The organism is Limimaricola hongkongensis DSM 17492 (assembly GCF_000600975.2).
GTDB lineage: Bacteria > Pseudomonadota > Alphaproteobacteria > Rhodobacterales > Rhodobacteraceae > Limimaricola > Limimaricola hongkongensis.
Genome location: NZ_KK088650.1, coordinates 451,908 through 470,427, shown reverse-complemented (window position 1 = coordinate 470,427; position 18,520 = coordinate 451,908). Strand labels below are relative to the sequence as shown.

The following is an 18,520-nucleotide window of genomic DNA, read 5'->3' as shown; positions in this document are numbered from 1 at the left end:
TCCCTGCGTCAGATGACGCCGCATAGCCGAGGAGTTCGCATGACCCGTCTCGCCGTCACACCGCCCGCCGCGCCGCGCCTTGCCACCAGCGATCCGGCCATCGAGGTCGGGCTGCACCGGATCTTCTGCGTCGGGCGCAACTATGCCGCCCATGCCCGCGAGATGGGCGCCGACGACCGCGAGCCGCCCTTCTTCTTCACCAAGCCCGCCTGCGCCGCCGTCGCGAGCGGCGTCACCCTGCCCTATCCGCGCGCCACATCGAACCTGCACCACGAGGCCGAGCTGGTGGTGCTGATCGGCACGGGCGGCGCGGATATCGCGGTGGCGGATGCGCTCGACCATGTCTGGGGCTACGGCGCGGGCAACGACCTGACCCGCCGCGACCTGCAGGCCGAGGCCAAGGAGATGCGCCGCCCGTGGGACATGGCCAAGGGGTTCGACGCCTCCGCCGTGCTCGGCCCGATCCACCCCGCCCGCGAGATAGGCCACCCGGCGCGGGGCCGCATCACCTGCCATGTCGACGGAACCGAGGCGCAGGCGGGCGATCTGTCCGACATGATCTGGAGCGTGGCGGAAATCGTGGCGCATCTGTCGCGCCTTGTGACGCTGCATCCGGGCGACCTGATCATGACCGGCACGCCCGAAGGCGTCGGCCCGGTCGCGCCGGGACAGGACTGCGTCGTCGCGATCGAGGGCCTGGGCGAGGCGCGGTTTCGCTACCAGCCCTGACGGCGGGGCGGCGGAAAAGGCTGGATTTTGCGTATTTGAAGAATGGTGAACCCCCAAGCGCCGCGCGTCCCATCCAGGCGCCGCGCCTGTCATTCACCATTCCCTAAATACGCATGGCACCCCGCCGCCCCAAGCGGGGCGGCGCAGGTTCAGAACGCCGCCGCCATCAATTCGCGCGTATAACCGGTATTCGGCGCGCCGAAGATGTCCTCGGCCGGGCCCGCCTCGACCACGTCGCCGTTCTTCATCACCATCACCTTGTGGCTCAGCGCGCGCACGACCTTGAGATCGTGGCTGATGAACACGTAGGCGAGACCGTATTTGCGCTGCAGCGCGCGCAGCAGATCCACGATCTGCACCTGCACCGTCATGTCGAGCGCGCTGGTCGGCTCGTCGAGCACGATGAGCCGGGGCCGCAGGATCAGCGCGCGGGCGATGGCGATGCGCTGGCGCTGCCCGCCGGAAAACTCGTGCGGGTAGCGGTCCATCGCCGCGGGGTCGAGCCCGACCTCGCGCATGATCTCGGCCACCATCCCGCGCTTGTCGCGGCCCTTCTCGACGCCGTGCACGCCCAGGCCCTCGGCGATGATCTGCGACACTGTCATGCGCGGGCTCAGCGAGCCGAACGGGTCCTGGAACACGATCTGGATCTCGGATCGCAGCGGCCGCATCCGGCGTTCGTTGAGCGACTGGATCTCCTGCCCGTCGAACAGGATGCGGCCCTCCGATCCGATCAGCCGCACCATGGCCAGCGCCAGCGTCGTCTTGCCCGAGCCGCTTTCGCCGACGATGCCCACCGTCTCGCCCGCGCGCACCGACAGCGTGGCGTCGTTCACCGCCTTCACGTGGCCCACCGTGCGCTTCAGAAGCCCGCGCTGGATCGGGAACCAGATCTTCAGGTTCTCGGTCCCGGCCACCACGGGGGCGCCGGCTGGCACCGGCTCGGGCAGGCCGGTCGATTCGGCTTCGAGCAGCATCCGCGTATAGGGGTGCTTCGGGGCGGCGAATATCTCCGCCGTCGGCCCCTGCTCGACGATCTCGCCATCCTTCATCACGCAGACCCGGTCGGCGATGCGCCGCACGATGCCGAGGTCGTGGGTGATGAACAGCATCGACATGTCGGTGTCGCGCTTGAGCTCGGCCAGAAGCTCGAGGATCTGCGCCTGGATCGTCACGTCGAGCGCGGTGGTCGGCTCGTCCGCGATCAGCATGTCGGGGTTGTTCGACAGCGCCATCGCGATCATCACCCGCTGCCGCTGCCCGCCCGAAAGCTGGTGCGGATAGGCGTCGAGACGGCTTTCGGGATCGCGGATGCCGACCCGCGTGAGCAGGTCGACGATGCGGGTCCGCACCGCCGCGCCGCGCAGGCCCTGATGCAGCTCGATCGATTCGCGCAGCTGCCGCTCCAGCGTGTGCAGCGGGTTGAGCGAGGTCATCGGCTCCTGAAAGATGAAGGAGATGTCGTTGCCGCGCACCCGCCGCAGGTCGGCCTCGGGCGCGCCGACCATTTCGCGGCCCTCGTAAGTCACCGAGCCTTCGAGCTGCGCCGTCTCTCCCAGAAGCTGCACGGTCGACAGCGCGGTGACGGATTTGCCGGAACCGCTTTCGCCCACCAGCGCCACAGTTTCGCCGCGGCCGACGTGAAACGACACGCCGCGCACCGCCGGGATCAGCGCGCCGTCCTGCCGGAAGTTCACGCGCAGGTCGCGCACCTCGAGGATCGTGTCGGTCATGAAAAGGTCTTCCTCGGGTCGAAGGCATCGCGCACGCCCTCGAAGATGAACACCAGAAGCGACAGCATGATCGCGAAGGTGAAGAAGGCGGTGAAGCCGAGCCACGGCGCCTGCAGGTTCTGCTTGGCCTGCAGCGTCAGCTCGCCCAGCGACGGCGCCGAGGACGGCAGGCCGAAGCCCAAGAAATCGAGCGAGGCGAGCGTGCCGATCGCCCCGGTGACGAGGAACGGCAGCATGGTGACGGTCGCCACCATGGCGTTGGGCAGCATGTGGCGAAACATGATGGTCGTGTCGGAGACGCCGAGCGCGCGGGCGGCGCGAATGTATTCGAAGTTGCGCGCGCGCAGGAATTCGGCCCGGACCACGCCCACCAGCGCCGGCCAGCCGAACAGCACGGTGAGGAATACAAGCAACCAGAAACTTCGCCCCAGTATCGCGAAGACGATGATGATCACGTAAAGCGACGGCGTGCCGGTCCAGATCTCGATGATCCGCTGGAAGATCAGATCGGTCCAGCCGCCGAAATAGCCCTGCACCGCCCCTGCCACGATGCCGATCAGCGACGAGGCCAGCGTGACGACGATCGCGAAGACCACCGAGAGACGGAAGCCGTAGATGACGCGCGCCACCACGTCGCGCTTGGTGTCGTCGGTGCCGAGCCAGTTGGTCTCGGAGGGCGGCGCGGGCGCGACGCCGGGCACGTCGACGATGGTGTCATAGGCATAGGGGATCGGCGGCCAGAGCACCCAGCCCGGCGCGAAATCAGCCCTGTCGCTTTCTTCGAGCGGCGGCAGATCCCCGCCCGCCTCGACCGCCGCGATCAGCGCGTCGGGCTGCACGAAGCAATCGGTCAGACCGCCGGTGACGATCAGGCATTCGACCTCCGGGTCGGAATAGGCGGCCTCGGTCGGGAAATCGCCGCCGAAATCCTGCTCCGAATAGAAACTGACGATCGGGCTGCGCCACTCGCCGCGATAGCTCACGAGGAGCGGCCTGTCATTGGCCAGAAGCTCGGCGAACAGGCTCAGCCCGAACAGCACCGAAAAGATCACGAGCGACCATAGCGCCCGGCGGTTGCGCTTGAAATTGCGCCAGCGGCGCGCGTTGAGCGGCGACAGCGCCATTCAGCCTCTCCGTTCGAAGTCGATGCGCGGATCGATCAGCACATAGGTCAGGTCGGTGACGATGCCCACCACGAGCCCCATCAGCGAAAACGCGAACAGCGTGCCGAACACCACCGGGTAATCGCGCGCCACCGCCGCCTCGAAGCCAAGCCGCCCCAGACCGTCGAGCGAGAACAGCGTCTCGATGATCAGGCTGCCGCCGAAGAACACGCCGATGAACAGCGCCGGAAACCCCGAGACCACGATCAGCATCGCGTTGCGGAACACGTGGCCGTAGAGAACCTTGCGCTCCGACAGGCCCTTGGCCCGCGCGGTCATCACGTATTGCTTCTTGATCTCGTCGAGGAACGAATTCTTGGTCAGAAGCGTCAGCGTGGCAAAGGCCGAGATGGTCGAGGCCAGGACCGGCAGCGCGATGTGCCAGAAGTAATCGAGCACCTTGCCGATCAGGCTCAGGCTTTCCCAGTTGTCCGATGTCAGGCCCCGGAGCGGGAAGATCCGCCAGTAGGAGCCGCCCGCGAAGAGCACGATCAAGAGGATCGCGAAAAGGAATCCGGGGATCGCATAGCCGACGATGATCGCGCCCGAGGTCCACGTGTCGAAGGACGACCCGTCGCGCACCGCCTTGCGGATGCCCAGCGGAATCGAGATCAGATAGGCCAGCAGCGTCGACCACAGCCCCAGCGTGATCGAGACCGGCATCTTTTCGAGCACCAGATCGACCACCGAGATCGAGCGGAAATAGCTCTCCCCGAAATCGAAGCGCATGTAGTTCCACATCATGGTGAGGAAGCGCTCGAGCGGGGGCCTGTCGAAGCCGAACTCGCGCTCCAGCTCGGCGATGAATTCGGGCGGCAGGCCGCGCGCGCCGATATAGTCGCTCTCGCCGCCTTGGCTGATCTCGCTGCCGCCGCCGGCGATGCCCTCGAACACGTCGCCACCGCCCTCCATCTGGGCGATGATCTGCTCGATCGGGCCGCCGGGCACGAACTGCACCAGCGTGAAGTTGATGATCATGATCCCGAGCAGCGTCGGGATCACGAGCAGCAATCGTCTGAGAATGTAAGCGCCCATGCGGTCGAAGGCTCTCCCTTATCGCAGCGCGCCCGCGGCGCGCAGGTCCTGGGCGGCTTCGGCGTCGTACCACCAGAAGTCCAGCTCGCCCCGCGCGAATGGCGGGATCGGGTCGGGATGCCGGAACTGGTCGTAATAGGCAACGGTGTGCACGTCCTTGTACCACTGCGGCACCCAGATCATCTCGGCGCGCAGCACTCGGTCGAGCGCGTGGGTCGCGGTGGTCAGCTCATCGAGCGCGCCAGCGTCGAGCACCTCCTGGATCAGCCGGTCCACCGCCGTGCTGCGCAGCCGCATCAGGTTGCGCGAGCTGTCATCGGCGGTCTTGGAGGCGAACCACTGCTCCAACTCGCCGCCCGGCTCGAAGCCCATCGTGAAGCTATGGTTGACCAGATCGAAATCGCCCGAACGGGTGCGTTCCACGTATTGCGAGGTGTCGACCCGCTCCAGCACGCCGCGCACGCCGAGCCGCGCGAGGTTCTCGATGAAGGGGTTCACGATGCGGTCGAATTGCGGGCTGCGCTGCAGGAAGACCAACTCCAGCACCGCGCCGTCCTTGCGCCGCAACCCGTCATCGCCGACGCTCCAGCCCGCCTCCTCCAGAAGCTTTCCGGCGCGGCGATAGGTGGCGCGGTCGGGGCCGTTGGCGCCCGCATCGAGCACCGGCGCGCGGCGCGCCTCGTCGGTCAGGATGCTCTCGGGCAACAGCCCCTCCTCGACCAGCGGCGCGAGCAGGTCGCGCTCGGCCTCCGACGGGGTGCCCACGGCTTCGAGATCCGAGTTCTCCCAGAAGCTCTCGACCCGCTCGTAGAGCCCGTAGAACAGGGATTCGTTGGACCATTCGAAGTTGAACATCAGCCCGATCGCCTCGCGGACGCGCGGGTCCTGCCATGTCGGGTCGTCGAGGTTGAACACGAAGGCCTGCCCGGTGCCGATATTGCCGTCGGGGATCTCCTCGGTGACGACCCAGCCTTTCTGCGCCGCCGGGAAATCATAGCCCGTGGCCCAATCCTTGGAGGAGTTCTCGGCCCGGAAGGTGTATTCGCCCGATTTGAACCCTTCGAAGGCGGCGGCGCTGTCGGCGAAATACTCGATCCTGATGGTGTCGAAATTGTTGCGCCCGACATTGAAGGGGATGTCCGCGCCCCAGAAATTCTCGTTGCGGCCATAGACCACCCGCCGGTTGATGTCGGCGCTCTCCAGCAAATAGGGCCCGGTGCCCATGAACGGCGCGTCGCGGCTTTCGTCGAGCCGGGCGCCGGTCTCCTCGAACCACGCCTTGGAAAAGACGACCGTGCCGCCCGCCAGCCCGACCACGTCGCGGCGCGGCGCCTCGGGGGCAAAGCTGAACTTCACCTCGTGCGGGCCCAGCACCTCGATCTCGTCGATCAGGCTGCCGACGCGGGTGCGGTACTCGGTGATGCCCTGTTCGAGAAACAGCTCGGCCGAGAATTTCACATCCTCGGCGGTCATCGGCGTGCCGTCCGAAAAGGTCACGTCGTCGCGCAGGTCGAGGATCAGCCAATCGAGGCTCTCGGGATAGGTGATGGTGCTGCACAAATAGCAGTAGAGCCCGTAGGGATCGTCGGCGGTCGAGGTCATGATGCTTTCGAGCGGCAGCGTGTTGAGCGCCGCCGACACGCCCTGCCGCGCAAAGGAATTGAAGCTGTCGAAGGTGCCCATCGCCCATTGGCTGATCTCGCCGCCCTTGGGTGCGTCGGGGTTGACGTAGTCGAGATGCGCGAAATCGGCGGGGTATTTCAGCTCGCCGAAATTGGCGAAGCCGTGGCTGGTGGTCGTGGCCTCGGCCTCCTGCGCGGTCGCGGGCGGGGCCAGAAGCAGCGCCCCCAGCGCCAGCGCCGAACCGGTGATCCAGAGGCGCGCCTCGCCCACGGGGCGGGAAACGGCACGGGCGGTGTGGCGGGTCGCTTACATCTTGCACTCCTCCGGCGGGACAGCCTGAAGGCGAGGCTAGCGGCGCAAGCGCCTGACGTTCAAGGCGAGAATGCGTGAGCGGCGCGTGTCTGCCGCATCGCGGGATGCAAAAAGGGCCGCCCCGTCGGGGCGGCCCTGAAGCGCAGCACCCAAAGGGCGGGATCAGTTGATCGTATCGAGATAGGCGATGAGATTGGCGCGGTCCTCGGCGTCCTTGAGACCGTTATAGGTCATCTTGGTGCCCGGCGCGTAATCGCGCGGCGCTTCGAGAAAGCCGTTCAGGTTCTCGGGGCTCCAGACATCGGCCACCGCGACGAGCGCGCCGGAATAGCTGTAGCCCGCCTCGGCGCCCACCGCGCGGCCGACCACGCCGTGCAGCGACGGGCCGGTGCCGTTCACGCCCTCTTCGAGCGCGTGGCAGGAGCGGCAGTTGCGCCACACGCCTTCGCCGGCGCTCGCATCGGCCGAGGCATAGATCTCCTCGAAGGGCACGGCCTCTTCCTCGGCCGCGCCGGCATCGCCGCCATCCTCGACCGGGATGGAATAGGCCTGTTCGACCTCGCCGTGATGGCCCCCATGGCCGCCACCATAGATGATGTCGGCGGCCCAGCCACCAAGGAGGAAGACCAGCAGCGTGCCGCAAAGGCCGCCAACGACCTTGGTCAGGGTCATCGTGTCGAACATGTCGCGTTCCATTCCGTTCGGCGTTTCGGGGGTATGTATCCGCTTCCCGTGCCGGGGTGCAAGGTGTAGTCCCGCGACCAATTGCCCTTATGGGGACGCCTGTTCAGGGGAGGATCCGCCATGGCCGGACGCATCGCATTCCAGGGGGAGCTCGGCGCCTACGGGCACCAGGCCTGCGCCGAGGCGCGGCCCAAAATGGAGCCCCTGCCCTGCACCACCTTCGAGGACGCGATCGAGGCGGTGCGCCGCGGCGATGCCGATCTGGGCATGATCGCGGTCGAGAATTCGACCTATGGCCGGGTGGCCGACGTGCACCACCTGCTGCCCGAAAGCGGGCTGCACATCGTCGACGAGGCCTTCGTGCGGGTGCATATCAACCTGCTCGGCGTGAAGGGCGCGCGGCTCGCGCAGGTCGAGACCGCGACCAGCCACACCGTGCTTCTGGGCCAGTGCCGCGGTTTCCTGCGCGAGCATTCCATCACCCCGCACACCGGCGCCGACACCGCCGGATCGGCCCGCGCCATCGCCGAGGCCGGCGATCCGCGCCACGCGGCGCTGGCCTCCGAGATCGCGGCCGACATCTACGGGCTCGACGTGCTGGCGCGCCACATCGAGGATCACGACCGCAACACCACGCGGTTTCTGGTGATGGCGCGCGAGCCCGATCTCAAGCGGCGCGGCAGCGCGGGCATGATGACCAGCTTCGTGTTTCGCGTGCGAAACATTCCCGCCGCGCTCTACAAGGCGATGGGCGGCTTCGCGACCAACGGCGTCAACATGACCAAGCTCGAAAGCTACATGGTCGGCGGCCATTTCACCGCGACCCAGTTCTATGCCGAGATCGAGGGCCACCCCGACGACCGCAACGTCCAGCTCGCCTTCGACGAGCTGGACTACTTCACCGACAGCATCCGGCTGATGGGCGTGTTCCCGGCCGCGCCGCGCCGCCACGAGACGGCGCCGCGCGGCTGAGCGGGCGGGCTTTCGGGGGCTCAGCCCGCGCGGCGGGCCCAGCGCGCCTCGATCTCGCGGGCATAGCCTTCGAGCCGCCCCGCGAGGCGGCTCTCCAGCGAGCCGCGCGCCAGCTTGAGCGATTGCAGCACCAGCCGTCCGGGCATCGACCGCGGCGCCATCGTCACCGACAGGCCCAGCTGGCTGCCGCTTTCGGCCTCCAGCGCCTCGACCCTAAGCAGGATCTCCACGCCCGAGCTTTCGCCGCGCACCGCGTAGTCGCGCGGCGCGTCATAGCCGACGATCTCGGCGACGATCTGCCGCTCGCGGCCCATCACCGGGACGGCGGCGCTCCAGCCGCGGCCCAGCGGATCGGGGCCGCCCCGGCTTTCGACCTCGATGCCCCGGCGCAGCGCCTGCCGCTCGAAGGCGGTGAAGTCGCTGGCCTGCTCGAACACGAAATCGCGCGGGGCCGCGACCCGCTGCTGCGACGAGAATTCCATGGCTCTGCCTCGCTCTGCCTCATGGGGCGCGTGATCGCCCGCGGCCCCGGTTCTCGCGTCAATCCAGCCGGCCCGCAAGCCAGTTCCACATGAGATGCCGCGCGATCGCGCCGCGCAGCGGCGCCCGGATCGCGTGGTCCTCGCCCGCGAAGATCCGCGCCAGCCGCTGCCGCGGCACCCAGTGCGCGGCGGCGATCTCGGCCGGGTCGGGCCGCAGCACGGGGCGCTCGGGGCCGGTGACGCGGGCATGAAAGCCGAGCATCAGCGAGGCCGGGAACGGCCAGGGCTGGCTGGCCACGTAATCGACCGGCCCGACCGTCACGCCGACCTCTTCGGCCACCTCGCGGCGCACCGCCGCCTCGGCCGTCTCGCCCGGCTCGACGAAGCCCGCCAGCACCGAATGCATCGCCTCGGGCCAGCCCGGCGCGCGGCCCAGGAGCACCGCGTCGCCATGCGTCACCAGCATGATGACCACCGGGTCGGTGCGCGGGAAATGCTGCGCCCCGCAGGCCGGACAGGCGCGCCGCCAGCCCGCCTCGGCCACATGGCTGGGCGCGCCGCAGCGGGCGCAGAACCGGTGCGCGTCGTGCCAGTTCAGCACCGCGCGCCCCATCGCCGCAAGCTCCGCCTCCCGCGCGCCGAGACCGGCCATGCGGCCGCGCAATTCGGCAAAGGCCGCGCCGCCGATCGCGGGATGCGCCACCTCCTCGCCCGGCGCCGTTTCCTGCGGCGCGCCGTCCCAGTCGGACAGGGGCCGCGCCCAGATCCCTTCGCCCGCCGCACAGCGCCCGAGCAGCACCGTCTCCGCCTCTTCGGCGGGCGTCGCGCCGGCGAGCGCGGGGTGATCGAAGGGCAGCGCCACGAGCCCCTCGCCCGACAGCAGCATCCGGCCCCGCCACAGCGGCAGCACCCGCGCCCCCGGCCGCGCGGCAAGCGCGGCGACGGCCCGCGAATCGCCGCGCAGCGCGGCGGCCCGGTCGAGCCCGCCACCCCCGAAGGTGATCCGATCTGACGCGGCCATGCGCGGTCTCCCCTGTCGTGACGTTGCGACACGCGGCACAATGCGCAGCATTCCGCCGATGTAAAGCTATGCAGATGCGCGGCTACCCTTAAAGTTGAAGTCAGCCGCTGCGCGGGAGCCGGGGCGACGACAGGGGGGCGGGGGCATGCGGACCGATCCTGACTTGCTGCAAGACAGCTGGGCCGGGCAAAGCGAACGGATCGCGCTGCGGCTTCTGGGCACGACGGACCTGCATGGCCACGTGCTGCCCTGGGATTATCTCACCGACCGGCACGCGCCGCTGGGCCTGTCGCGCCTTGCGCCGCTGATCCGCGACCACCGGCGGCGCGCGGCCAATACGCTGTTGTTCGACAACGGCGATTTCCTGCATGGCAACCCCATGGCCGATGCCGAAAGCGCGCGGCTGGCGCAAGGGACCGGCGGCGGGCCACACGCGATGGCGGCGGCGATGAACGGGCTCGGCTACGACGCGGGCACGCTTGGCAACCATGAATTCAACCACGGGCTCGGCCTCTTGCGGCGGGTGCTGGGGCAGCTCGGCCACCCCGTCACCAGCGCCAACCTGACCTGCCCGGCCACGCCTCTCGCGCCCGAGGGGCTGCTGTTGCGGCGCAGGCTGCGCACGCGGGACGGGAAGATGCGGGTGCTGCGGATCGGCGTGGTCGGCGTGGCGCCGCCGCAGACGGTCGAATGGGACCGGATGCGGCTCGCCGGGCGGATCGCGGCGGGCGACATTGTCGCGCAGGCCCGGGCGCAGGCCGGCGCGCTGCGCCGGCGGGGGGCCGACATCGTCGTCGCGCTGGCGCATTGCGGCACGGGCCCCGAGCGGCCCCTGCCCGGCGCCGAGAACGCGGGCCGGGCGCTGGCGGCGCTGCCCGGGATCGACGCGCTGTTTCTCGGCCACACGCATGCGGCGCATCCCGCGCCGGGCGCCCCCGGCGTGCTGCGCGGCACGCCGATGGTGCAGCCCGGCAGGTTCGGCAGCCATCTGGGCGTCATCGATCTCGAACTGCACCGCAGCGCGCGCGGGCGCTGGCGGGTGGTGTACGGCACCGGGCGGCTCGACACCGTGGCCCGGACCGGCCCGCCCCACGACCCCGCCACGGCGGCCCCGGCGCAGCGGGCGCATCTGCGCACCCGGCGCCTGCTGCGCCGCCCGGTCGGCCATACCACCCTGCCGATCACCAGCCATTTCGCGCTGGTCGCGCCGGACGCTTCGTTGCAGCTCATCGCCGATGCGTGGCGCGCGGCGGCGCGGCGGCTGCTGGTCGGGCGCCCCGAGGCGGCGCTGCCGCTGCTGGTCGCGGTCAGCCCGTTCCGAAGCGGCGGGCATGCCGGCGCCGAGGGCTACCTGTCGCTGCCGCCGGGGCCGGTGACGGAACGCCACCTGCGGGCGCTGCAGCCGCATCCCGACCGGCTCTGCCTGTCGGTGGTCCGGCGCGCGGAGCTGCTGGCCTGGCTCGAAGGCGGGGCGGCGACGTTCTGCCAGGTGCTGCCGCAGCGCCGCGACCAGCGGCTGATCGACCCGCGCAGGCCCCCTTACGGCTTCGACGTGATCGACGGGCTGAGCTGGCGCATCGACCCGAGCCGCCCGGCCGGGGCGCGGATCGGCGATCTGCGCCATGCGGGCCGCCCGGTCGGCCCAGAGGACCGCTTCGTCGTCGCCACCAGCAGCCACAGGCTGACCGGCACGGGGCCGCTGCCGCAGGGCCTGCGCGGCGGGCGCGTGGCGGTGGAGGCGCCGTCGCTGCGCGCGGCGCTGCGCGCGCATCTTTCGGCCGCGCCGGTGACGCCGCGCCCGCGCCGTTCCTGGCGTTTTGCCGCCCTGCCCGGCACCGCCGCGTGGTTCGAGGCCCCGCCCGAGGCCTGCGCCGCCGCGCTCCTGATCGGCAGCCGCGACATCGCGCCGCTCGGCCTCGGCGATGACGGGCTCTACCGCTACCGGCTGCGTTTCGGCCCCGAGAGCGGGCCGCCGCCCATCGACTCCGCGCCCAGGCTTGGCTATGGCGGCCCGGCCAGGACAAGGACGCCCAGATGCCCCGCCGCTATGACGCCGTGATCTTCGACCTCGACGGCACGCTGGTCGACACCGAGACGCTGTGCAACGAGGCGGCGCTGCCGGCGCTGGCCGCCCAGGGCATCGAGATCGGCGTCGATTTCTTCGAAAGCCTCGCGGGCGTGCATGACGACCGCCGGGTCGAGCTGATCCGCGCGCACACCGGCCAGCCGCTCGACGCGCAGCGTTTCTACGCCGACTGGGACGCGCGGGTCGAAGCCCGGCTCGCGCCGGGGCTGGCGCTCAAGACCGGGGCGGAGGCGCTGATCGCGGCGATCGCGGATCTCGGCCTGCCGATGGCGATCGCCACCTCTTCGCGCCGCGCGCCGGGGCTGGCCAAGATCCGCGCCGCCGGGCTCGACGCACATCTCGACGCCATCGTGACGGTCGAGGACGTCGACGCCGCCAAGCCCGCCCCCGACGCCTATCTCGAGGCCGCGCGCCGGCTTGGCGCCGCCCCCGCCCGCTGTCTCGTCTTCGAGGACAGCGAGACCGGCGCGCAGGCGGGCATGGCCGCGCGCATGACGGTGGTGCAGGTGCCGGATCTGAACCCCAGCGACGGCCGCCACGCCACGCATCTGGCCGAGAGTCTCGTGGCGGGCGCGCGCGCCGCGGGGCTGCTGCCGCTTCCGGCCTGACGCGGCGCGGGACGGGCTTGCGTCCCGCCGCACCCTTCCCTATATCGCGATTTGAGAGGTTGGCGCGGGCAGGCGCCTCGCCAACCCGGTCAGGTCCGGAAGGAAGCAGCCGCAACGAGTCCCGCTTGGGTCGTGTTCAGCCTCTCACCCGCATGACGCACGAATGACGGAGGACATCATGGAGATTGTGATCGCCCTCCGGGCCGGGGCCGCCTGAGCCGCCCTGCGCCCGACGCGAAGCTGCCCGCCCCGGCGGGCCCGTGTTCTTTCGTGACGGGATCAAAACATTGACGAATCTCACACTTTCCGACCTCGGCTGGTCGGATCACTTCGCGCGACAGCTCGAAGATGGCGACGCGCCCGCGCGCGTGGCCGAAATCCATCGTACCCTGCTCGTGGCGCTGACGCCCGACGGCCCGGTCAAGCTCATGGCGCCCTCCGGCGCCGGCAGCTTTGCCGTGGGCGACTGGGTCGGCATGCGCGACGGCGCGGCGCGGACCCGGTTGGCCCCGCGCAGCCAGATCGCCCGCCGCGCCGCCGGTCACACCGTGTCGCGCCAGCTCGTGGCCGCCAATGTCGACAGCTTGGGCATCGTCACCAGCTGCAATGACGACTTCAACCCGGCGCGGCTGGAGCGCTACGTGGCGCTGGCGATGGCGGGCGATTGCCTGCCGCTGGTGATCCTCACCAAATCCGACATGGTGGACGACCCGGCCCCCTACCTGGCACAGGCGCGCGCGATTTCGCCGCTGGTGGTGGCCATGGCGCTCGATGCGCGCGACATCGCGGACGCGGCGCGGCTGGAGCCGTGGTGCAAGCCCGGCCAGACGCTGGCGCTCGTCGGCTCGTCGGGCGTCGGCAAGACGACGCTGCAGAACGCGCTCACCGGCGGGGCCGAGGCGACGGCGGGCATCCGCGAGGACGACGCCAAGGGCCGCCACACCACCACCCACCGCGCGCTCAGGCGCTGCCGCGCCGGCGGCTGGCTGATCGACACGCCGGGGATGCGCGAGCTGCAGCTCACCGACACCGCCGAGGGTATCGAGGAGCTGTTCGACGACGTGACCGATCTGGTGGCGCGGTGCCGTTTCTCGGATTGCGCGCACGAGACCGAGCCGGGCTGCGCGGTGCGCGCCGCCATCGAGACGGGCGATCTCGACCCCGCGCGGCTGGCGCGCTGGCGCAAGCTGGAGGCCGAGGACCGGCACAACAGCGAGACGCTGGCCGAGGGCCGCGCGCGGGGCAAGTCCATCACCCGGCGCAACAAGTCGATCCAGCGTGGCGCGCGCCGCCGCAAAGGCGATTGATTCTCCGCCTCCTGCCGGGCCTGATGGTCCGGCAGGAGGACGCATGGACAAGACCGAAGGCGACCGCGAGACCGACGCCAGGACCGAATGGGCCGAGGACCGCACCGATTGGGCCGAGGACCGGACGCTTCTGGCCAATGAACGGACCTTCGCGGGCTGGATGCGCACCGGCATGGCCGCGCTCGGCGTGGCGATCGGTCTCAAGGCGGTGTTCGGCGCGTTCGAACCGACCTGGCTGGCCAAGGCCGTCGCCTCGATCTTCATCCTGATCGCGCTGCTGATCTTTGCCGCCGCGGCGCGCGAGGCGCGGCGCGCGCAGGCGCGCATTTCCAGCCATGACGCCGAGGCGCAAGGCGCGCGGCGGATGCTGGCCCTCGCGCTCATGCTGTCGCTCGGCGGATTGGCCACGGGGGCGATCCTGTGGTTGTTGTGAGCCGCCGCGAGGTGGACCTCGGCGTCGCCTGCGCCTAGTTTGGCCCGGTCCCGATCCCCGGAGCCCGATGCATGTCCGACGCCCCCGCCTACCAGGTTCTCGCCCGCAAGTACCGGCCCGAGACCTTTGCCGATCTCGTGGGCCAGGACGCGATGGTGCGCACGCTGAAGAACGCCTTTGCCGCCAACCGCATCGCGCAGGCCTTCATCATGACCGGCATCCGCGGCACCGGTAAGACCACCACCGCGCGGATCATCGCCAAGGGCATGAACTGCATCGGCCCCGACGGTCAGGGCGGCCCCACCACCGAGCCCTGCGGCCAGTGCGAGCATTGCACGGCGATCATGGAGGGCCGCCATGTCGACGTGATGGAGATGGACGCGGCCTCGAACACCGGCGTCGCCAATATCCGCGAGATCATCGACAGCGTGCATTACCGGGCGGCCTCGGCGCGCTACAAGGTCTACATCATCGACGAGGTGCACATGCTGTCGACGGGGGCGTTCAACGCGCTTCTGAAGACGCTGGAGGAGCCGCCCGAGCACGTGAAGTTCATCTTCGCGACCACCGAGATCCGCAAGGTGCCGGTGACGGTGCTGTCGCGCTGCCAGCGATTCGACCTGCGCCGGATCGAGCCCGAGGTGATGATCGGGATGCTGCGCCGCATCGCCGACGCCGAAGGGGCGCAGATCGCCGATGACGCGCTGGCGCTGATCACGCGGGCCGCCGAAGGCTCCGCGCGCGATGCGACCTCGCTTCTGGACCAGGCGATCAGCCACGGCGCGGGCGAGACCACGGCCGAACAGATCCGCGCGATGCTGGGTCTGGCGGATCGTGGCCGGGTGCTCGACCTGTTCGACATGATCCTGAAGGGCGACGCGGCCTCGGCGCTGACCGAATTGTCGGCGCAATACGCCGAAGGGGCCGATCCGATGGCGGTGCTGCGCGATCTGGCCGAGATCGCGCATTGGGTGTCGGTGATCAAGATCACGCCCGAGGCCGCCGACGACCCCACCGTCGGCCCCGACGAGCGGGCGCGCGGCGCGGCCATGGCCGAGAACCTGCCGATGCGGGTTCTGACCCGCCTGTGGCAGATGCTGCTGAAGGCGCTCGAAGAGGTCGCCCATGCCCCCAACGCGATGATGGCCGCCGAGATGGCGGTGATCCGGCTGACCCATGTGGCCGACCTGCCGAGCCCCGAGGAGCTGGTGCGCAAGCTGGCCGACGCGCCCGTCCCCCCGCCCCCTTCGGGCGGCGGGGGTGGTGGTGGTGGCGCCCGCCCGGCGCCGGGCGGCACCACGCAGGCGCGCGGCGCGCCCGCCCCCACCCATGCCGGGCCTTCGGGCCCGTCGGCCCGCGGCTCGGCCCAGCCCGCCATGGCGCAGGCGGAGAATCCTCTCGCCCGCTATGCCAGCTTCGAGCAGGTGGTCGAGCTGATCCGCACGCATCGCGACGTGCACATGCTGATCGAGGTCGAGACGACGCTGCGGCTGGTGCGCTATGCCCCCGGCCGGATCGAGTTCGAGCCGACGGCGGATGCCCGGTCCGACATGGCGCAGCGGCTGGGCCAGAAGCTGCAGGCCTGGACCGGCGCACGCTGGGCGATCAGCGTCGCCAATGAAGGCGGCGCGCCCACCATCGCCGAGACCCGCGACGCGGCGGCCAACGCGCTGAGACAGGAGGCCGAGGCGCACCCGCTGGTGCGCGCGGTCTTCGCGGCCTTTCCCAAGGCGCAGATCACCGAGATCCGCACCGAGGCCGAGCGCAGCCAGCACGCGGCCGAGGAGGCGCTGGCCGAGGTCGAGGACGAATGGGACCCGTTCGAGGAAGAGTGAGCGCAAATCGGCCGTCGCCCTTGTGACAGGGCCTGCGCGACCGTATCTCTGGCGCAACGCATTCGAGGAGATCAGCGATGTTCAAGGGGCTTGGTGGCCTGGGCGACATGTCCAAGATGATGAAGGCCGCGCAGGAGATGCAAGGCAAGATGGCGAAGATCCAGGAGGATCTCGACACCATCACCGTGACCGGCGAGAGCGGCGCGGGCCTGGTGAAGGCGACCGCGACGGCCAAGGGCGAGCTGACCGGGCTCGACATCGACCCGTCGATTTTCGTGGCCTCCGAAAAGGAGGTGGTCGAGGATTTGATCCTCGCCGCGATCAAGGACGCGCAGTCGCGCGCGACCGAGCGGTCGCAGCAGGAGATGAAGAAGATCCAGGAAGAGCTCGGCCTGCCCGCGGGCATGAACCTGCCGTTCTGAGGCCCGCCCTGCTTCACCATTCCCCAAATACGCAGATCCGCCGCATCCGCCCGCGCAAGGCCCGGTCATGAGCGGTGACCGCGAGGCGATCGACAAACTGATCGAGCTGATGTCGCGCCTGCCCGGTCTCGGGCCGCGCTCGGCGCGGCGCGCGGTGCTGCATCTGGTCAAGAAGCGCGGCACGCTGCTCACCCCGCTCGCCGAGGCGATGACGGAGGTGGGCGCGACCGCGCGCGAATGTCTCAACTGCGGCAATGTCGGCACCGGCGATGTCTGCGGCATCTGCGCCGACGAGCGCCGCGCGACGGGGCAGATCTGCGTGGTCGAGGACGTGGCCGATCTTTGGGCGATGGAACGCGCGGGCGTGTTCAAGGGCCGCTACCACGTGCTCGGCGGCACGCTTTCGGCGCTCGACGCCGTGGGCCCCGAGGAGCTGCGCATCCCGCGGCTGATGGACCGGGTGCGCGCCGAGGCGGTGTCCGAGGTGATCCTCGCGCTTGGCGCGACGATCGACGGGCAGACCACGGCGCATTACATCGCCGACCAGCTGCCGGAGGTGTCGGTGACCTCGCTGGCACAGGGCGTGCCGGTGGGCGGCGAGCTCGATTATCTCGACGACGGCACGATCAGCGCGGCGCTCAGGGCGCGGCGCAACCTGTAACCTCTTGCGGCAGAACCGATCCGTCGGCTATCTACCTGAAGAAGCGAGGACGACCTCCCCCCATCGTGGGCATGACATACCGGGACGGCCCGGCGGACATGGCAATGCGGAGGCTCCATGCGCACCAAATCAGATCGTATCCGTCAGGCCGTCAGCTTCGAGCTTCTGGGGCTGGCGCTGGTCACGCCGCTCGGCAGCTGGGTCTACGGCTTTCCGCTGTTCGACATCGGCGCGATCAGCGTGATCTCGTCGCTGGTGGCGACCTGCTGGAACTACACGTTCAATTTCGGCTTCGACCACGCGATGAAGCGCTGGCGCGGCACCACCGCCAAGACGCTGCCGCTGAGGGTGCTGCACGCCACGGCGTTCGAGCTGGGGCTGGTGCTGATCCTGCTGCCGATCTTCTCATGGTGGCTGGGTCTCGGCTATGTCGAATCCTTCGTGGTCCAGATGACCTTCGCGATGTTCTACCTCGTCTACACCTTCGCCTTCACCTGGGGCTACGAGCGGGTCTTTCCCGACCCGGACACGCAAACGCAAACGGGCCAGACCGTTCAGGCCTGACCCGCGCGCCGTGCCGCCAGGGGCGCAAGGCCCCCGGCGCGCCGGAGATCACTTTTCGTCGTCGTCCTCGTCATCGCCGCCCTTGGGCAGGTTGAAGAAGCTGTCGGCGTCCTTGACGTCGCGCGTGTCCTCTTCTTCCTCGGGCTCCTCCTCGGTGGCGTTGCTCTCGGAGAGGGTGAAGCCTTCGAGACCGCTCATCGAGGCGGGGATCTTGGGCTCGGACGACATGCCGAGGCTCTGCTCGGTGGAGACCAGCTTGCGGCGTTCGTCATCGGTCATGGCCGAGCCGTCGCGCAGGCGCTTGGCGTTGGCCTGCTGCACGGCGGCGTCGAGCTCGGACTGGCGGCACAGGCCCAGCGCGACGGGGTCGATCGGGTCGATGTTGCCGATGTTCCAGTGGGTGCGCTCGCGGATCGCCTGGATCGTCGGCTTGGTGGTGCCGACCAGCTTGGAGATCTGGCCGTCGCTGAGCTCGGGGTGGAACTTCACCAGCCACAGGATCGAGGCGGGGCGGTCCTGGCGCTTGGACAGCGGCGTGTAGCGCGGGCCGCGGCGCTTTTCCTCGCCCTGGGCGGAGGCGTTGAACTTGAGCTTCAGCTTGTGCAGCGGGTTCTTCTCGGCCTTGTCGATCTCGTCCTGCGTCAGCTGGTTGTTGGCGACGGGATCGAACCCCTTCACGCCGGCGGCCACGTCGCCATCGGCGATGCCCTGCACCTCGAGCTCGTGCAGCCCGCAGAAATCGCCGATCTGCTTGAAGCTGATCGTCGTGTTGTCCACCAGCCAGACGGCGGTGGCCTTCGCCATGAGCGGTTTGTCAGCCATTGGAACACCCTTTCGAAAGCACGTCTTC

18 protein-coding genes and 1 other RNA gene are annotated in these 18,520 nt (G+C 69.6%); 11 read left to right on the top strand and 8 right to left on the bottom strand.

Annotated features, from left to right (window positions below):
- The first annotated feature begins 39 nt into the window (after positions 1-39).
- Positions 40-729 carry a fumarylacetoacetate hydrolase family protein gene (locus tag LOKHON_RS06905; protein ID WP_017928884.1) on the top strand — a complete coding sequence of 230 codons (690 nt, stop codon included), beginning with the start codon at positions 40-42 and terminating at the stop codon, positions 727-729.
- A 149-nt stretch (positions 730-878) separates the two neighbouring features.
- On the opposite strand, the gene LOKHON_RS06900 is transcribed toward LOKHON_RS06905, so the two are convergent.
- The 5 genes from LOKHON_RS06900 to LOKHON_RS06880 form a co-directional block, all read right to left on the bottom strand.
- Positions 879-2,462: an ABC transporter ATP-binding protein gene (locus LOKHON_RS06900; RefSeq protein WP_017928883.1), complete on the bottom strand. Its 1,584-nt coding sequence runs from the start codon at positions 2,460-2,462 to the stop codon at positions 879-881.
- Entirely contained in the window at positions 2,459-3,586 is a 1,128-nt protein-coding gene (locus tag LOKHON_RS06895) for an ABC transporter permease (RefSeq protein ID WP_017928882.1), read from the bottom strand. Before LOKHON_RS06895 ends, LOKHON_RS06900 begins: the two co-directional genes overlap by 4 nt.
- Positions 3,587-4,660 carry a microcin C ABC transporter permease YejB gene (locus LOKHON_RS06890; protein WP_017928881.1) on the bottom strand — a complete coding sequence of 358 codons (1,074 nt, stop codon included), beginning with the start codon at positions 4,658-4,660 and terminating at the stop codon, positions 3,587-3,589. It lies immediately after the preceding gene.
- An 18-nt stretch (positions 4,661-4,678) separates the two neighbouring features.
- Positions 4,679-6,553, bottom strand: a complete 1,875-nt coding sequence (locus LOKHON_RS06885; RefSeq protein WP_017928880.1) for an extracellular solute-binding protein — start codon at positions 6,551-6,553, stop codon at positions 4,679-4,681.
- 204 nt (positions 6,554-6,757) lie between these two features.
- A complete protein-coding gene (locus tag LOKHON_RS06880) occupies positions 6,758-7,279 on the bottom strand; it encodes a c-type cytochrome (RefSeq protein WP_026147529.1) in 522 nt (173 codons plus the stop codon).
- Positions 7,280-7,399: 120 nt separating this feature from the next.
- Between LOKHON_RS06880 and LOKHON_RS06875 the strand changes: the two genes are divergently transcribed.
- The gene (locus LOKHON_RS06875) at positions 7,400-8,251 is read left to right on the top strand and encodes a prephenate dehydratase (RefSeq protein ID WP_017928878.1); all 852 of its coding nucleotides are present in this window, start codon (positions 7,400-7,402) and stop codon (positions 8,249-8,251) included.
- Positions 8,252-8,271: 20 nt separating this feature from the next.
- Here the strand turns inward: LOKHON_RS06875 and LOKHON_RS06870 are convergent, their stop codons facing one another.
- Together LOKHON_RS06870 and nudC are read right to left on the bottom strand one after the other, a co-directional pair.
- Positions 8,272-8,733: an SRPBCC family protein gene (locus LOKHON_RS06870; RefSeq protein ID WP_017928877.1), complete on the bottom strand. Its 462-nt coding sequence runs from the start codon at positions 8,731-8,733 to the stop codon at positions 8,272-8,274.
- Positions 8,734-8,791: 58 nt separating this feature from the next.
- Positions 8,792-9,754, bottom strand: coding sequence for an NAD(+) diphosphatase (gene nudC, locus LOKHON_RS06865; RefSeq protein WP_017928876.1), 963 nt, complete (start codon positions 9,752-9,754; stop codon positions 8,792-8,794).
- Positions 9,755-9,899: 145 nt separating this feature from the next.
- Between nudC and LOKHON_RS06860 the strand changes: the two genes are divergently transcribed.
- From LOKHON_RS06860 to LOKHON_RS06820, 9 genes are all read left to right on the top strand, one after another.
- Positions 9,900-11,813: a 5'-nucleotidase C-terminal domain-containing protein gene (locus LOKHON_RS06860; protein ID WP_017928875.1), complete on the top strand. Its 1,914-nt coding sequence runs from the start codon at positions 9,900-9,902 to the stop codon at positions 11,811-11,813.
- On the top strand, positions 11,789-12,448 hold the full coding sequence (locus tag LOKHON_RS06855; RefSeq protein ID WP_017928874.1) for an HAD family hydrolase: 660 nt from the start codon (positions 11,789-11,791) through the stop codon (positions 12,446-12,448). The genes LOKHON_RS06860 and LOKHON_RS06855 overlap by 25 nt, the downstream gene beginning before the upstream one ends.
- A gap of 52 nt (positions 12,449-12,500) precedes the next feature.
- An RNA gene (gene ffs, locus LOKHON_RS06850) (signal recognition particle sRNA small type) lies at positions 12,501-12,598 on the top strand.
- 137 nt (positions 12,599-12,735) lie between these two features.
- Positions 12,736-13,755, top strand: coding sequence for a ribosome small subunit-dependent GTPase A (rsgA, locus tag LOKHON_RS06845; RefSeq protein ID WP_017928873.1), 1,020 nt, complete (start codon positions 12,736-12,738; stop codon positions 13,753-13,755).
- A gap of 43 nt (positions 13,756-13,798) precedes the next feature.
- On the top strand, positions 13,799-14,188 hold the full coding sequence (locus LOKHON_RS06840) for a DUF202 domain-containing protein (RefSeq protein WP_017928872.1): 390 nt from the start codon (positions 13,799-13,801) through the stop codon (positions 14,186-14,188).
- Positions 14,189-14,259: 71 nt separating this feature from the next.
- Positions 14,260-16,023, top strand: a complete 1,764-nt coding sequence (locus LOKHON_RS06835) for a DNA polymerase III subunit gamma/tau (protein WP_017928871.1) — start codon at positions 14,260-14,262, stop codon at positions 16,021-16,023.
- A gap of 77 nt (positions 16,024-16,100) precedes the next feature.
- Positions 16,101-16,445, top strand: coding sequence for a YbaB/EbfC family nucleoid-associated protein (locus LOKHON_RS06830; RefSeq protein WP_017928870.1), 345 nt, complete (start codon positions 16,101-16,103; stop codon positions 16,443-16,445).
- Positions 16,446-16,512: 67 nt separating this feature from the next.
- Complete coding sequence (recR, locus tag LOKHON_RS06825; RefSeq protein ID WP_017928869.1) at positions 16,513-17,106, top strand: recombination mediator RecR; 594 nt, start codon at positions 16,513-16,515, stop codon at positions 17,104-17,106.
- Positions 17,107-17,223: 117 nt separating this feature from the next.
- Positions 17,224-17,670, top strand: a complete 447-nt coding sequence (locus LOKHON_RS06820; RefSeq protein ID WP_017928868.1) for a PACE efflux transporter — start codon at positions 17,224-17,226, stop codon at positions 17,668-17,670.
- A gap of 48 nt (positions 17,671-17,718) precedes the next feature.
- Here LOKHON_RS06820 and LOKHON_RS06815 read toward each other — a convergent pair whose 3' ends face one another.
- Positions 17,719-18,492 (bottom strand): DUF1013 domain-containing protein, encoded by a 774-nt coding sequence (locus tag LOKHON_RS06815; RefSeq protein ID WP_017928867.1) that lies wholly within the window; start codon positions 18,490-18,492, stop codon positions 17,719-17,721.
- Between the last annotated feature and the right edge of the window lie 28 nt (positions 18,493-18,520).

Coding starts and splice junctions, on each gene's coding strand:
- LOKHON_RS06895 (WP_017928882.1), bottom strand. CDS start 3,586: ATGGCGCTGTCGCCGCTCAACGCGCGCCGCTGGCGCAATTTCAAGCGC.
- nudC (WP_017928876.1), bottom strand. CDS start 9,754: ATGGCCGCGTCAGATCGGATCACCTTCGGGGGTGGCGGGCTCGACCGG.
- LOKHON_RS06830 (WP_017928870.1), top strand. CDS start 16,101: ATGTTCAAGGGGCTTGGTGGCCTGGGCGACATGTCCAAGATGATGAAG.
- LOKHON_RS06875 (WP_017928878.1), top strand. CDS start 7,400: ATGGCCGGACGCATCGCATTCCAGGGGGAGCTCGGCGCCTACGGGCAC.
- LOKHON_RS06905 (WP_017928884.1), top strand. CDS start 40: ATGACCCGTCTCGCCGTCACACCGCCCGCCGCGCCGCGCCTTGCCACC.
- LOKHON_RS06860 (WP_017928875.1), top strand. CDS start 9,900: ATGCGGACCGATCCTGACTTGCTGCAAGACAGCTGGGCCGGGCAAAGC.
- LOKHON_RS06835 (WP_017928871.1), top strand. CDS start 14,260: ATGTCCGACGCCCCCGCCTACCAGGTTCTCGCCCGCAAGTACCGGCCC.
- LOKHON_RS06815 (WP_017928867.1), bottom strand. CDS start 18,492: ATGGCTGACAAACCGCTCATGGCGAAGGCCACCGCCGTCTGGCTGGTG.
- LOKHON_RS06840 (WP_017928872.1), top strand. CDS start 13,799: ATGGACAAGACCGAAGGCGACCGCGAGACCGACGCCAGGACCGAATGG.
- LOKHON_RS06900 (WP_017928883.1), bottom strand. CDS start 2,462: ATGACCGACACGATCCTCGAGGTGCGCGACCTGCGCGTGAACTTCCGG.
- recR (WP_017928869.1), top strand. CDS start 16,513: ATGAGCGGTGACCGCGAGGCGATCGACAAACTGATCGAGCTGATGTCG.
- LOKHON_RS06820 (WP_017928868.1), top strand. CDS start 17,224: ATGCGCACCAAATCAGATCGTATCCGTCAGGCCGTCAGCTTCGAGCTT.
- LOKHON_RS06880 (WP_026147529.1), bottom strand. CDS start 7,279: ATGTTCGACACGATGACCCTGACCAAGGTCGTTGGCGGCCTTTGCGGC.
- LOKHON_RS06855 (WP_017928874.1), top strand. CDS start 11,789: ATGCCCCGCCGCTATGACGCCGTGATCTTCGACCTCGACGGCACGCTG.
- LOKHON_RS06890 (WP_017928881.1), bottom strand. CDS start 4,660: ATGGGCGCTTACATTCTCAGACGATTGCTGCTCGTGATCCCGACGCTG.
- LOKHON_RS06870 (WP_017928877.1), bottom strand. CDS start 8,733: ATGGAATTCTCGTCGCAGCAGCGGGTCGCGGCCCCGCGCGATTTCGTG.